Annotated in this window: 11 protein-coding genes; 8 read left to right on the top strand and 3 right to left on the bottom strand. The window is 71.5% G+C overall.

Going from position 1 to position 13,499, the window contains the following annotated elements:
* Positions 1–3: 3 nt before the first annotated feature.
* Positions 4–138 carry a hypothetical protein gene (locus EWV39_RS14215; RefSeq protein ID WP_272947821.1) on the bottom strand — a complete coding sequence of 45 codons (135 nt, stop codon included), beginning with the start codon at positions 136–138 and terminating at the stop codon, positions 4–6.
* Between EWV39_RS14215 and EWV39_RS03510 the strand changes: the two genes are divergently transcribed.
* The 5 genes from EWV39_RS03510 to EWV39_RS03490 all read left to right on the top strand — a co-directional run bounded on the left by EWV39_RS03510 (position 89) and on the right by EWV39_RS03490 (position 4,740).
* Positions 89–802, top strand: a complete 714-nt coding sequence (locus tag EWV39_RS03510) for an IclR family transcriptional regulator (protein ID WP_420329941.1) — start codon at positions 89–91, stop codon at positions 800–802. The genes EWV39_RS14215 and EWV39_RS03510 overlap by 50 nt on opposite strands.
* Before the next feature lie 119 nt (positions 803–921).
* Positions 922–2,529, top strand: coding sequence for an aldehyde dehydrogenase (NADP(+)) (locus EWV39_RS03505; protein WP_129656879.1), 1,608 nt, complete (start codon positions 922–924; stop codon positions 2,527–2,529).
* Positions 2,530–2,638: 109 nt separating this feature from the next.
* Positions 2,639–3,916 carry a flavin monoamine oxidase family protein gene (locus EWV39_RS03500; protein WP_129656878.1) on the top strand — a complete coding sequence of 426 codons (1,278 nt, stop codon included), beginning with the start codon at positions 2,639–2,641 and terminating at the stop codon, positions 3,914–3,916.
* A gap of 135 nt (positions 3,917–4,051) precedes the next feature.
* A complete protein-coding gene (locus tag EWV39_RS03495) occupies positions 4,052–4,546 on the top strand; it encodes a riboflavin kinase (RefSeq protein ID WP_129656877.1) in 495 nt (164 codons plus the stop codon).
* A 5-nt stretch (positions 4,547–4,551) separates the two neighbouring features.
* On the top strand, positions 4,552–4,740 hold the full coding sequence (locus EWV39_RS03490; protein ID WP_129656876.1) for a helix-turn-helix domain-containing protein: 189 nt from the start codon (positions 4,552–4,554) through the stop codon (positions 4,738–4,740).
* Positions 4,741–4,776: 36 nt separating this feature from the next.
* On the opposite strand, the gene EWV39_RS03485 is transcribed toward EWV39_RS03490, so the two are convergent.
* Positions 4,777–5,727 (bottom strand): LysR family transcriptional regulator, encoded by a 951-nt coding sequence (locus tag EWV39_RS03485; RefSeq protein WP_129656875.1) that lies wholly within the window; start codon positions 5,725–5,727, stop codon positions 4,777–4,779.
* Between the two features lie 395 nt (positions 5,728–6,122).
* Here EWV39_RS03485 and hxlB point away from each other — a divergent pair, with 395 nt between their 5' ends.
* Entirely contained in the window at positions 6,123–6,626 is a 504-nt protein-coding gene (gene hxlB / locus EWV39_RS14340) for a 6-phospho-3-hexuloisomerase (protein ID WP_165313115.1), read from the top strand.
* A 49-nt stretch (positions 6,627–6,675) separates the two neighbouring features.
* A complete protein-coding gene (hxlA, locus tag EWV39_RS03475; protein WP_129656873.1) occupies positions 6,676–7,302 on the top strand; it encodes a 3-hexulose-6-phosphate synthase in 627 nt (208 codons plus the stop codon).
* 94 nt (positions 7,303–7,396) lie between these two features.
* On the opposite strand, the gene EWV39_RS03470 is transcribed toward hxlA, so the two are convergent.
* Positions 7,397–8,836 carry a GntR family transcriptional regulator gene (locus EWV39_RS03470; RefSeq protein WP_129656872.1) on the bottom strand — a complete coding sequence of 480 codons (1,440 nt, stop codon included), beginning with the start codon at positions 8,834–8,836 and terminating at the stop codon, positions 7,397–7,399.
* A gap of 197 nt (positions 8,837–9,033) precedes the next feature.
* Here EWV39_RS03470 and EWV39_RS03465 point away from each other — a divergent pair, with 197 nt between their 5' ends.
* Positions 9,034–12,600, top strand: coding sequence for a bifunctional proline dehydrogenase/L-glutamate gamma-semialdehyde dehydrogenase (locus EWV39_RS03465; RefSeq protein ID WP_420329934.1), 3,567 nt, complete (start codon positions 9,034–9,036; stop codon positions 12,598–12,600).
* The last annotated feature ends 899 nt before the right edge of the window (positions 12,601–13,499 follow it).

Here is a 13,499-nt window from a genome sequence, read left to right as displayed (position 1 = left end):
CCATCAGCCGGCGACGGCGACCAGCGGCAACCGGTCCGTGGCACGGGCGGTGCACGTGCTGCGGGCCGTGGCGAGCAGCTCCGTCCCACTGAACGTCAGCGAGGTGTCCCGGGCGATCGGCCTTCCGCGGGCGACCACGTTCCGTCTCCTCCTCACCCTGGAGGAGGAGGGGTTCGTGGACCGCCTGGGCAACACCTACTCCCTGGGGTGGGATCTCGCCCGCATCGCCCGAGGCGTCGATCCGGCGATCGGCCTGGCGAATCGGGTGCGTCCCATCGTCGCGTCCCTCGCCGACGACCTCGGGGAGACCGTGACGCTGAGTCTGCGCCAAGGCCTCTACGAGCTGGATGTCATTCTGCAGGAGTCGCCTCGGATCGTCGCGGTGACCGTCTCCAACCAGAGCAGCGAAAGCATGACCGGGAAAAAATGGCCGCACCATGCATCGGCGACCGGCAAGCTGCTGCTGGCGGAGCTCGAGCCGCACCAGATCAGCGAGGTCATCGGGGAGAAGCCTGAGCGCCTCGCCTCCCGGACCATCGTCGACCAACAGGAGATCCAGCAGGAGATCCGACGGGTCGGGGAGCAGGGCTGGGGCGAGATCGACGACGAACTCGAGGACGGCATCTATTCGCTGGCCGTTCCGATCAAGGACAGTCTCGGGCACATGATCGCCGCCCTGGCGATGGTGGTCCCGAAGCATCGCATCGACGATGCGTACAACAGAGACGAAAAACTCACCGTATTGAGAAACGGCGCCGCAACACTGAGGGAACGGTTCTTCTCAGCGACGCCCGAGGAATAACGACCACCACGTCCCTGAAGGGTTCAGGCGCCGTGGCATGGTCCTCGGCGTCGACCGCTTCCCCCGCTGGAGAGAACCTCCGGCGCTGGGAGCAGCGGCGCCCCCGAAAGGAGATGGACATGGTGGAGACTACGGTCAAGACGCTCAACTCGCTGGTCAACGGCACCTCGCTGCCCGGCGAGGCCGGAACCGTTCGCGGGGTGGACCCCGCCCGCAACGCCGAGACCGGCCCCGAATTCACGCTTCTGGCGGAGTCGCAGGTCGAGGAGGCCACCCGGGCCGCCGCGGAGGCCTTCGAGAGCTACCGCAGGACGGATCCCGAGACCCGGTCCGCCTTCCTCCGCACCGCCGCGGACCGCCTTGAGGAGTCCGGGGAGGCCATCGTGGAGTCGGTCCAGATCGAGACCGGCCTCCCGGAGGGCCGGGCGCGCGGCGAGCTCGCCCGGACCGTGGGCCAGCTGCGGCTGTTCGCCCGGGTCGCCGAGGCGGGCGACTACCTCGGGGTCCGCATCGAGCCGGCTCTCCCCGAGCGCACGCCCCTGCCGCGCCCCGACCTGCGGCAGCGCAAGCTCCCGCTGGGCCCCGTCGCGGTCTTCGGCGCCTCGAACTTCCCGCTGGCCTTCTCTGTCGGCGGCGGCGACACCGCCTCGGCGCTGGCCGCGGGCTGCCCCGTGGTCTTCAAGGCACACAACGCCCACCCGGGCACCGCCCAGCTCGTCGGCCGGGCGATCACCCAGGCGGTGGAGGAGAACGGCCTGCACCCGGGCACGTTCTCCCTGCTCTACGGCCGGGGCTCCGCCGTGGGCCAGGCCCTCGTGCGGGATCCCCGCATCAAGGCCGTCGGCTTCACCGGCTCCCGCTCGGGCGGCACCTCCCTCATGGAGACCGCCGCCGCCCGCGAGGTCCCGATCCCGGTCTACGCCGAGATGAGCTCGATCAACCCCATCTTCCTGCTGCCCTCCGCGGTGCGGGGAGACCGGAAGAAGCTCGCGGCCGACTTCGTCGCCTCCCTCAACGGCTCGGCGGGCCAGCTGTGCACCGCCCCGGGGCTCTTGCTGGTGCCCTCGGGCGAGGACGGCGACGACTTCGTGCGGCAGGTCGTCGAGGAGCTGACCTCGACCTCCGGGCTGACCATGCTCACCAGCGGCATCTGCAACGCCCGCGTCGAGGGCGAGGAGCGCCTGCGCGGCGTCTCCGGCGTCGAGGCGGCGGCCCAGGGGCAGGCCGGCTCCACGGAGAACGCGCCGGCCCCGGCGGTGTACTCCACCGACGTCGAGACCTTCCTGAGCACGCCCGAGCTCTCGGACGAGATCTTCGGCGCCGTCTGCCTGATCATCCGGTACGACTCCGACGAGCGGCTGCTGGACTTCGTCGACGGCCTCGAGGGGCAGCTCACGGCGACCCTGCACCTGGACGCGGAGGACGGCGACGACGCCGCGGCCGCCGGGCGCCTGCTCGAGCGCCTGGAGCTCACCGTCGGCAGGATCCTGTTCAACGGGTGGCCGACCGGCGTCGACGTCGGAGACGCGATCGTCCACGGCGGGCCGTACCCCGCGACCTCGGACGGGCGCTCCACCTCGGTGGGGACGCTGGCGATCGAGCGCTTCCTGCGTCCGGTGGCCTACCAGAACGTCCCCGAGGGGCTGCGCCCCACGGAGCTGCGGGACGAGAACCCCTGGGACCTGGTGCGCCGGGTGGACGGGGAGTACCAGCTCCCCGAGAGCTGAGCGCGGGTCCGGGGCCCGCGCCGGGCCCCGGATCGATGACCGGAACAACTCCGGGGACGAGCTGCTGACGGCTCGTCCCCGGCACACTTCTCCAGAAAGAGGATCACTCATGGAAACCGCTGACGTCGTCATCGTCGGAGCCGGCATCGCGGGGCTGGTGGCCGCCCGCGAACTGTCCCACCAGGGGCGCAACGTCGTCGTCCTGGAGGCCCGGGACCGGATCGGGGGGCGCACCTGGACGGACCGCCGCCTGGGTTACGACCTCGAGATCGGCGGGACGTGGATCCACTGGACCCAGCCGCACTCGTGGGCGGAGGTCACCCGCTACGGGCTCGACGTCACGCGCGGCCCCGTCGCCGAGGAGACCTACTGGCTCGCCGGGGACGAGGTCCGCCGGGGCGGGCTCGAGGACCTGATGGGGCTCATCGACTCCGGGATGAGGCGGGTGCTGGAGTCCACGCGGACGTGGCTCCCCCGGCCGGACCAGCCGCTCGCCGTCGAGGGACTGGAGGAGGTGGACAACCGGAGTCTGCAGGATGCGCTGGACGAGCTGGACCTCTCGGTGGACGAGCGCAACGCCAACGAGTCCGCCTGGGTGGGCCACTTCAACGGGCCCCTGGATCAGTGCTCCTTCCTCAGCGCCATGCGGTGGACCACCGCCGCGGCGGGCTCGTGGCACCTGATGCACGAGGCCACGGCCATCTACCGCCTCGCCGGCGGCACCCGGGGCCTGGTGGACGCGATCGCCCGGGACGGGGGCGCGGACATCCGGCTGGACTCGCCGGTGCGGAACATCGCCCACGACGCCGACGGCGCCACGGTCAGCTACGGGGAGGGGAAGGAGATCCGCGCCGAGCACGTGATCGTGACCCTGCCCCAGAACATGATCGGCCAGCTGCCGGTGGACCCGCCGCTCGAGGAGGGGAAGACCGCCCCGAGCGCGGAGAAGACCGGCTCCCAGGGCGTGAAGGCGTGGATCAAGGTCAAGGGGCCGATCAAGCCCTTCTTCGCGTACTCCAGCCAGCAGCACCCGCTCTCGGTGGTGCGCACCGAGTACCTGGACGACGACGTCGCCGTCCTGGTGGGATTCGGCGCCGACGGCAGCCGGATCGACGTCAACGACGCCGAGCAGGTCAGCGCGGCCCTGCGCACCTGGCGCGACGACCTGGAGGTCCTGGAGACCACCGGCCACGACTGGATGGACGACGAGTTCTCCCAGGAGACGTGGCTGATCCAGCGGCCCGGCCAGTTCACGAAGTACCACGCGGCGCAGCAGCGGGCCGAGGGCCGGCTGCACTTCGCCAGCGGCGACCACGCGAACATCTGGGCCGGCTTCATCGACGGCGCGATCGAGAGCGGCCTGCGGGCCGTCCGCGAGGTCAGCTGAATCAGCTGACGTGAGAGCGGCCGCGTCCTGTGCGGCGCGGCCGCTCCGTACTCCGGGGCGGAGCGCCTCGGTGCGACGACTCGGCAGGAGAGACCCGGGACCTGCGTCCCGAGAGCAGGAAGAAGAGGTGGTCTCATGATCACGGTGACCGGAACGGTAGTCCCCGGGGACCAGCGCGGACGCGTCCTGGGCTTCCCCACGGCCAACATCGCGGTGAGCGAGCGGTCGGATCTCGACGGCGTATGGGCCGGCACAGTGGAGTTCTCCGACGGGTCCGTGAACCCGGCGGCGGTCTCGATCGGCCGGCGTCGCACGTTCTACGACGCGGACGGCGAGCTGCTGCTGGAAGCCTTCCTGATCGGGTACTCGGGGGACCTGTACGGGCTCACCCTCCGAGTGCATCTGCAGGAGTTCCTGCGGGGACAGGAGGGGTTCCCCAGCATCGAGGCGCTGACCGAGCAGATGCACCGCGACGTCGCGCGTACGCTGGGCGCTCTGGGATGGCCGCAGGAGAATGCTGGAGCGTTCGCTGAGACAGCCGCCGCAGTGTCCGCCGGGACGTCCGCTGCAGTCTCCACCGGAGGCGGTGCTCATCTCGCAGCGGCTCGTGAAGCCGGGAGCCTCCGGTGAGCGCGGTGAGCACGACCTCGGCGGGATCCGGGCTCGCGCTGCCGCGCTGGGCGGTCCAGCGCGTCTCCGCCGTGGTGCGGCAGGCGGGCGGAGCCTCGGGCGGCTCCTCGGCGCTCCCGCTCGGCGAGATCGCCCGGAAAGCAGGGATCAGCAAGAGCCTCACCCGGCGGTGCCTGCGCAGCATCGGCGCGTGAAAGGCGGACCCCACCCCTGTCCGGAGCCGTCCGGGGTCACTGCTGAAGGTAGGCGGTCCTCCAGTGATCGGCCAGCTCCTGGAACGCCTTCATGTGCTTGGAGGCGAGGGAGATGAACCGGCGCGTGGCGGGGGAGGGCGGGCCGTCCAGGGAGGTGGCGAAGACGAACTGCTCCTCGAAGACGGGCTCGAGGGGCGCCCACTTGATGCGGTGCGACTGCTCGTGGAAGTGGGTGACGAGGTAGGAGACCAGGGTGTCGCCGATGCCGTGGAGCGCCAGCGAGAGCGCCGCGTCCTGGAACTCCACCTCCACCAGGGGAGAGATCTTCACCCCGGCCGCCCGCGCCCGCTCCGTGAGCGAGCGGCGCAGCGGGTCGTCGCGCTGCCAGCGGGCCTCCGAGAGGACCAGCCGTGCTTCCGAGAGCATCTGGATGTCCACCGGCTCCCGGGTGTGCTCGGAGTCGTTGCTGACGTAGACGACGGTGTCCCTGAGCACCGGCTCGCTGAGCTTCACGCCGCGGGCGTCGACCGGCAGCTGGACCAGCCCGGCCTCGAGCCTCCCCTCGCGGATCGCCTGCACCACCTCGGAGGAGTTCAGCCCCACGTTGCGGATCCTCACGTGCGGGTAGAGGGCGTGGAACTCCGCGATCAGCGGTGTCAGGAGATAGCGGTGGGCACTGCTGAAGGTGCCGAAGGAGACCTCGCCCCCGGTCAGGGAAGTCATCGCGGAGGCGGCCTCGGAGACCGCCTCGGTGGAGCGCACCGCCTGCTGGACGAACGGGATGAGGGACCTGCCCACGTCCGTGAGCTTCAGGGACCGGTTGGTGCGGATGAACAGGGGAGCCCCCAGCTCCCGCTCGAGCCGCCGGATCTGCTCCGAGAGGCTCGGCTGGGCGACGTGCTCGTGCTCTGCCGCGGCGCTCAGCGACCCGTGCTCGACGGCGGAGAGGAAGTACCTGAGCTGCCGGATCGTCGGTCCCTCACCCATGGGGCCGCTCCTCGTCGTCGCGTGTCCTGAACAGAGATTGTCCCGTCGGGCCTGGCTCAAGGATGAGCCTTGCCCTGGTTGAGCAAAACAACTCTACACCGCGGCATATGACCCGGGACACAATGGGACACGTGGCATCGGATGCGAGTGGTCGATGGGAAGTTCCGGAGATCGGAAAGGCTCGGCATCAGAGCTCCGCCGGTCAGGGTGCAAGGGGCAAGGGCGCCCCGGCATCACCCGCCGCGGGTCGAAAGCCCCTGAGGCTCCTCGGCGCGAGGGCTCGCCGGCGTCATATGCGAAATATCAAGAAAGGGGGGATTGTGAGTCACCAGGCAGCTATCGTCAAACAATCTTTGGATCTCGTCCAGCGGGACAACCATGCTCTTTTGGACAAGATGTCATGGAAGGAGACGGGCTCCCTCACGCAGGCCTCGGAAGCGCTGGCCGGCGTAAGGCGGCTCTTCTTCTACGGCGCGGGCCGCTCGGGTCTGGCGCTGCGCATGACGGCCATGCGCATGATGCACCTCGGCTACGACAGCTACGTGGTGGGGGACGCGACGACGCCCTCCATCGGCCCGGGCGACGCGCTGGTGGTCGCCAGCGGGTCGGGAACCACGGCGAGCGTCCTGCAGGTCGCGGAGAAGGCGGAGAAGGCGGGCGCCGTGGTGGTCTCCCTGACGACCGACCCCGCCTCTCCCCTGGCCGCGCTGTCCACCGTGGCGATCACCGTGCCGGGCTCGACGAAGCAGGAGCGCCCGGACGGGTACCAGCAGCAGTACGCGGGCAGCCTCTTCGAGCAGGCCGCCGTGCTGATCGGCGACTCGCTCTTCCACGCCCTCTGGCGTCAGAGCGGGAAGTCCGCCGAGGACATCTGGCCTCGGCATTCGAACCTCGAATGACCTCCTCGGACCCCGAGTGACGTCGAAGACCCCGATGAAAGGAACAAATATGCAACTGCAGTTCGCCATGGACACGCTGACCACCGACGACGCCCTGCGCCTGGCACAGGCGGCCGCCCCGCACATCGACATCCTGGAGCTGGGCACCCCTCTGGTCAAGAGCGAGGGCTTCTCCGCCATCACGGCCGTGAAGGAGGCCCATCCGGACAAGACGGTCCTCGCCGACCTGAAGACGATGGACGCCGGCGAGCTGGAGGCCGACGAGGCCTTCAAGGCCGGCGCCGACCTGGTGACGGTGCTGGGCGTGGCCGGGGACAGCACCATCAGCGGCGCCGTGCAGGCCGCGCGCAAGCACGACAAGGGCGTCGTCGTGGACCTCATCGGGTCCCCGGACAAGGCCCGCCGGGCCAAGGAGGTCATCGACCTCGGCGTCGACTTCGTGGAGATGCACGCCGGGCTCGACGAGCAGGCCGAGGAGGGCTACGACTTCCGCAGCCTGCTCGAGGCCGGCAGGCAGTCCGGGGTGGCCTTCTCGGTCGCCGGCGGCATCAACGCGGGCTCGGTGCAGGAGGTGCAGGAGGCCGGGGCGCAGGTCGCCGTCGCCGGGAGCGCGATCTACAGCGCCGAGGACCCCGGTGCCGCCGCGGAGCGGATCAAGGCGAACATCACCGCCTAGGCGCCTCTCGGGAGGCGACGGCCCGGAGGGCGCTCAGCGCACCCTCCGGGCCGCTCTGCGTCCGGGGCCGGCTCTGGCCGGGGCGCGGGCCCGCTCACCGCCACGCCGTCAACCGCCCCCACAGGTCCCGGTCGAAGGACGTCGGGGACAGCGCCGTCATGTGGCGGACCGCGTTGTCCAGCTTGGCGCGCCAGCGGGCGACGGCGTCGTCGGGCGCGCCCTCGAGCAGGGCGGCGAGAATGCGGCGGTCGTCGGCGAGGATGCGCTCCACGGCCGGGCTGTAGTCCAGCTGCAGCACGGAGATGAACATCCGCACGCGCAGGGTCAGGGCGTGGAAGGTCCGGGCGGACTGGGTCAGCCCGCTCGCGTCCGCGAGCTCCTGCTGGAAGTGGAGGTCGGCCTGGTCGACGTCGGCGCTGGTCCCCTCGGCCGCGGCGGCCTCGAGCGAGCGCAGCGCCAGCCGCGGGGCGAGCAGCCGGTGCCGCGGCTGGGCGGCGCAGCCCCGCAGCAGCACCGAGCCCACGTGCAGCCGCGAGGCGTAGAGGTCGATGACGTCCTGGCCCGTCACCGCCGGCACCGCGAAGTGGCCGTCCGCGTAGGCGAGCAGGCCGTCGTCGACCATGCGGCGCATCGCGGCCCGCACCGTGGGCATGGTCAGTCCCATCCTGGCGGCGAGGCCGGCGGGGGAGAGGCGGTCGCCCGGGCGGAAGCCGGTGTTCATGACCTCCTTGCGCAGGGAGATGGCGATCTGCTCGGTGATGGACAGCCCCGCCTGGGGGAGCCAGCGGGGACCTCCCCTCGCCCGTCCCGGTGCCGGGAACTCCGGGACCGTGAGGGTGTTCGATTCAAAACTCTCCTCGATTTCCCGCCACGCCCGGCCCTGCGGCGGCGCGTCCCGACGGCGCCAGCGCACCCCCAGCAGGCCTCTGCCGACCCGCGCCGCCAGCTGGCCCAGCAGGTCCCCGGGGATGGCGTCGACGCCGGGCACGCACGCGTCCAGCGCCGCTGAGACCTGGCCGAGGAAGTCCTCCCACGGCTGGGCCCAGGGCTCCCAGACCAGGCGCAGGACGCCGGCGGGCAGGCTCTCGTCCTCCGCGGGAGGGGCCGCCTCGGAGGGCCAGTCGCGGGCGCCGGAGACCCGCAGCGCCGCCATAAGGGCCGCGGCGCGGCGCGCGGAGGACTGAGGCTCGGCGGGCGGGGAGGACGCGGCGTCGTCGAAGATGATCACGATGCGGGGGAACTCGATGCGGAACTCCGCCAGCTGCATCGTCCGCCCCTCCCCGGCGGACCCCGCGGACCAGGACGAGCTGCGGATCCTCGTCACCGAGCGGCTCACCACCGACTGGCTGAGCCCGGTCAGCAGGGCGATGCGGCGGGTCGAGAAGTCACGGGTTCCCACGCGCGGGCCGGCGGTCGCCAGGACGCTGGCCACGATGTCGTCCGCGGCCTCCTGGATCCGCGGCCTCCCCCGGCGCGGGGCCGCGGGCCCGGGCGCCGCCGGGAGGGGGCGGCGGGAGGGGACGGGAGAGGCCATGGCTCAATTCTGACTCAAAGCTGTCTCCAAGGCCATCCCGCCGCTTCCCCCGGCAGCGCGACGCGGCACACACTGGGATCCGTGAGCGGCCCGACGACGCGCCGCCCCACCGCACACCACCTTCGCCGCGCAGGATCCCCGCGCGGCCACCCCTCATCCCCGGGGCCCGCCCCGAAGACTCCCGAAGGAGGAACGCCTTGGACACCTCGACCATCCCCCGCGTCACCAAGACCCCGGAGATCCGCCTGGAGACCGCAGGCTCGCTGGACCGGCTCGCCGATGCCGCCGCCGCCAAGGTGACCCGCTGGCTGGAGACCGGCAGGGGCGCGGCCAAGCCCAACCCCTCCGCCGAGCGCCTCGCCGCGGTCCTCTCCGACCCCAAGGGCCTCGACTTCACGGTCGGCTTCGTCGACCGCGTGATCCGCACCGAGGACTCGAAGGCCGCCGCCGAGGCGCTCTCCGAGCTCGGCGCGATCGCCCCCGCCACGCTCTCCGCCCTGGACCGCGCGCAGATCAAGGCCGGCTCGGCGCTGGCCAAGCACCTGCCCTCCGTGGTGGTCCCCGCCGCCCGCTCCCGGATCCGCTCGATGGTCGGGCACATGATCGTGGACGCCCGGGACGAGCCGCTGGGCAAGGCCGTCGCGACCCTCACCCAGGACGGCCACCGGCTGAACATCAACCTGCTGGGCGAGGCCGTGCTCGGCGAGGGGGAGGCGGACCACCACCTGGCGGAGACCCGCCGGCTGCTCGCCCGCGAGGACGTCGACTACGTCTCCATCAAGGTCTCCTCGATCGCCTCGCAGATCTCCATGTGGGGCTTCGACGAGACGGTCGACTACGTCGTCGGGCGCCTCACCCCCCTCTACCTCGAGGCGGCCAAGGCCCCCGCCGGATCCAAGTTCATCAACCTCGACATGGAGGAGTACCGGGACCTCCGCCTGACCATCGAGGTGTTCACCCGGCTGCTCTCCCTGCCCGAGACCAAGGACCTCGAGGCCGGGATCGTGCTGCAGGCCTACCTCCCGGACGCGCTCGGGGCGATGCAGGAGCTCTCCGAGTTCGGCGCCCGCCGGGTCCGCGAGGGCGGCGCCGGCATCAAGGTGCGCCTGGTCAAGGGCGCCAACCTCGCCATGGAGCGGGTCCACGCGGAGATCGCCGGCTGGCCCGTGGCCACCTGCGAGTCCAAGCAGGCCAGCGACGCCAACTACAAGCGCGTGCTGCACTGGCTGTTCACCCCCGAGCGCATGGAGGGGCTGCGCATCGGCGTCGCCGGGCACAACCTCTTCGACATCGCCTTCGCCCACCTGCTCGGCGTCGAGCGCGGGGTCTCGGAGCGGATCGAGTTCGAGATGCTGCAGGGCATGGCCACGGAGCAGGCCGCCGCGGTGAGCGCCGACGTCGGGCAGCTGCTGCTCTACGTCCCGGCCGTGCGCCCTCAGGAGTTCGACGTCGCGATCTCCTACCTCGTGCGCCGCCTGGAGGAGAACGCCGCGAGCGAGAACTTCATGTCCGGGATCTTCGACCTGGAGCCGGGCAACGAGATCTTCCGCCGCGAGGAGGCCCGCTTCCGCGCCTCCCTGCGGGATCTCGAGGAGATCCTCGAGGCCGAGGGCGAGACCGCGCCGAAGCCCCAGCACCGGCAGGACCGCTCCGCCGAGACGCTGCCGGAGCCGCTCGCCGACGACGCCGCGCTGCCCCCCTTCGCCAACGAGCCGGACACCGACCCCTCGCTGCGCGCCAACCAGCAGTGGGCGCGCGATGCCGTGGAGACCTCCGCGCGCGAGGGCTGGCTCGAGGAGCAGCTCGCCCCCGAGACCGTGGGCACCGCGGACGTGGAGGGCCTCGTCGCCTCGGTCCGCGACGCCGCCGCCGAGTGGGCCGCCCGGCCCGCCGCCGAGCGCGCCCGCATCCTCTACCGCACCGCGGACATCCTCGCGACCCGCCGCGGCCACCTGGTCTCGATCGCCGCCGCCGAGGTCGGCAAGGCGGTCGCGCAGTCCGACCCGGAGGTCTCCGAGGCCATCGACTTCGCCCGCTACTACGCGCACTCCGCGCTGGAGCTGGAGGAGGTGGGCAACGCCGGGTTCACCCCGGACCGGGTGGTCCTGGTGACCCCGCCGTGGAACTTCCCGCTCGCGATCCCGGCCGGCTCGACCTTCGCCGCGCTCGCGGCCGGCGCCGGCGTCGTCCACAAGCCCTCGAAGCCGACCCCGCACTGTTCGATGGCCATCCTGGAGGCCCTGTGGGAGGCGGGCGTCCCGCGCGAGGTGCTGCGCGGGGTCTACCCGGCCGACCGCGACGCCGGCCGCGCGCTGGTCAGCCACCCCGGCGTGGACCGCGTGATCCTCACCGGCGCCTCGGAGACCGCCTCGATGTTCGCCTCCTGGCGCCCCGAGCTGAAGATCGCGGCGGAGACCTCGGGCAAGAACGCCCTGGTCGTGACCCCGGCCGCGGACCGCGACCTCGCCGTCGCGGACCTCGTCCACTCGGCCTTCGGCCACGCGGGCCAGAAGTGCTCCGCCGCCTCGCTCGGCATCCTGGTCGGCAGCGTCTACGACTCCGAGCGGTTCCGCCGCCAGCTGGTCGACGCCGCCGCCTCGATGGTCGTGGACTGGCCCGTCAACCTCTCCGCGACGATGGGCCCGCTGACAGAGCTGCCCAGCGACAAGCTCCGCCGCGCGCTGACCCAGCTCGAGGAGGGCGAGCGCTGGCTGCTCGAGCCGAGGCAGCTCGACGAGTCGGGCCGGCTCTGGTCCCCGGGCATCAAGGACGGCGTCAGGCCCGGGTCCTTCTTCCACCTCACCGAGGTCTTCGGCCCGGTGCTCGGCCTCATGCGGGCCAAGGACCTGGACGAGGGCATCGAGCTGCAGAACGCCACCGACTTCGGCCTGACCGGCGGCATCCACAGCCTGGACCCCGCCGAGGTGCGCCGCTGGGCCGAGGAGGTCCAGGTCGGCAACGCCTACGTCAACCGCGGCATCACCGGCGCGATCGTCCAGCGCCAGTCCTTCGGCGGCTGGAAGCAGTCCTCGGTGGGGCTGGGCTCCAAGGCCGGCGGCCCCAACTACGTCATGATGATGGGCTCCTGGCACGACGCCGCCCGGCCCGGTGCCGAGCGCCGCCCCTCCGGCGACGCCGCGGTGGACGCGCTGCTGAAGCGGATCGAGTCCGAGGGCCTGCTCGGCGCGGAGGGCACCGCCTGGCTGGGCGAGGCCGCCGCCGACGACGCCGCGGCCTGGGCCACCGAGTTCGGCGCGGCCCGGGATCTCACCGGCCTGCGCAGCGAGGCCAACATCTTCCGGTACCGCCCGGCGGAGCTGGTGCTGCGCGTGTCCGCCGACGCCGGCGCGGTCGAGGCGGTCCGCGCGCTGCTCGCCGCTCGGCGCGCCGGCGCGGGGGTGCGCATCGTGGCCGATCCCGACGTCGCCCCCGAGGTCTCCGCGCTGCTCGCGCTCGCCACCGGCCGGCTGGGCTTCGCCGCCCCCGAGACGCGCGACGACGCCGCCTTCACGGCCCGGCTCGCCGACGGCGCGTACGACGACTCGGTGGGGGCCCGCGTCCGCGTGGTCGGCACGCTGGCCCCGGCCGTCCGGGAGCGGCTGGCCGCCCGCCCGGAGGTCGCCCTGCTCGACGACGCCGTGACCGCCTCGGGCCGCGTCGAGCTGCGGTACTGGGTCAAGGAGCAGGCGCTCTCGATCACCCTGCACCGCTTCGGCAACCCCTCCTCGGCGTTCCACGCGCTGGCGGACGAGCTGAAGGGCTGAGGATGCGGGACGGCCGCCATCGTGAAGATGGCGGCCGGCCCAGCCTCCAGGCCATGCGGCCGGCCCAGCCTGTAGGTCATAATGTGAGGACGAGACCGGCAGGGGGCCGGTAGGCGCCGCCGAGCAAGGGCCTCGCCGATCATCACCCGGTGCGATGCTTCCGGCGGCGGATCCTCTTCTCGAGGAGGCGGCGCGAGCGATGCAGCTTCCAGAACCCCCACAGATGGCGCACCAATGTCCTGCCCCCATCCTGGAGGCGCGGAAGCCCCCGAACGGACAGCTCCCGTTGAATCTCCTCCCGGTCCTGACCTTTCATGGACTCGATGAGAGCCTGGCTCTCCGCATAGGTCGGAGCGTTGAAGGGGTGATCCCGAATTCTCTCATGAACCAGGCTGAGCTCTTTTTCAAGCTCCTGAACGCTCTTCCGACATGGGCGCCTCACGAGAGATTTCTGTATTCGTTGCACTGTGTTCAATCACCTTCTGCCGGTCACGATTTCCTGGGTTTCCCCGCAGTTGAACTGTGACGATGCCACTGCCCCATGGGTTTATGACATGCTGCCCCGACTGTGGAAGTCAAGGGGAATTTACTTTCTTGTATATGGCAGGGGCGCGGTTTCTGGGAGGGCGGGTTGGCGCCTTTCGTGATTCTGGGAAAGAACCCGCTGATGAGAGTGCTGATGCCTGGTTCGAACGTCTTGACCAGGCTTCCCCGGGCATCGACCGGTTCGAAAAAACACAGACTTTAGAGCTGCGACTTAAGTCCGCAAGGGCCGCCGGAGACGGGCGCCCAGACAAGGGGAGGGTGAGACCCGGGCTGCCGGGGCAGTTGCGTCCGTTCCGCAACCCCCGGCCGCCGTCCGAAGGGGGGATTCGATGCGGCGGACTGCGTCAAACCTC

Origin of the sequence: Rothia halotolerans, assembly GCF_004136635.1 — a bacterium.
Taxonomy (GTDB): Bacteria; Actinomycetota; Actinomycetes; order Actinomycetales; family Micrococcaceae; genus Rothia; species Rothia halotolerans.
The sequence above is the reverse complement of the archived record's forward strand: the minus strand, read 5'-3'. Positions and strand labels throughout refer to the sequence as shown.

Bases quoted from the DNA above. Each gene is read 5' to 3' on its own strand.
- EWV39_RS03505 (WP_129656879.1), top strand. From the start codon at position 922: ATGGTGGAGACTACGGTCAAGACGCTCAACTCGCTGGTCAACGGCACC.
- EWV39_RS03500 (WP_129656878.1), top strand. From the start codon at position 2,639: ATGGAAACCGCTGACGTCGTCATCGTCGGAGCCGGCATCGCGGGGCTG.
- EWV39_RS03495 (WP_129656877.1), top strand. From the start codon at position 4,052: ATGATCACGGTGACCGGAACGGTAGTCCCCGGGGACCAGCGCGGACGC.
- EWV39_RS03485 (WP_129656875.1), bottom strand. From the start codon at position 5,727: ATGGGTGAGGGACCGACGATCCGGCAGCTCAGGTACTTCCTCTCCGCC.
- hxlB (WP_165313115.1), top strand. From the start codon at position 6,123: ATGTCATGGAAGGAGACGGGCTCCCTCACGCAGGCCTCGGAAGCGCTG.
- hxlA (WP_129656873.1), top strand. From the start codon at position 6,676: ATGCAACTGCAGTTCGCCATGGACACGCTGACCACCGACGACGCCCTG.
- EWV39_RS03470 (WP_129656872.1), bottom strand. From the start codon at position 8,836: ATGGCCTCTCCCGTCCCCTCCCGCCGCCCCCTCCCGGCGGCGCCCGGG.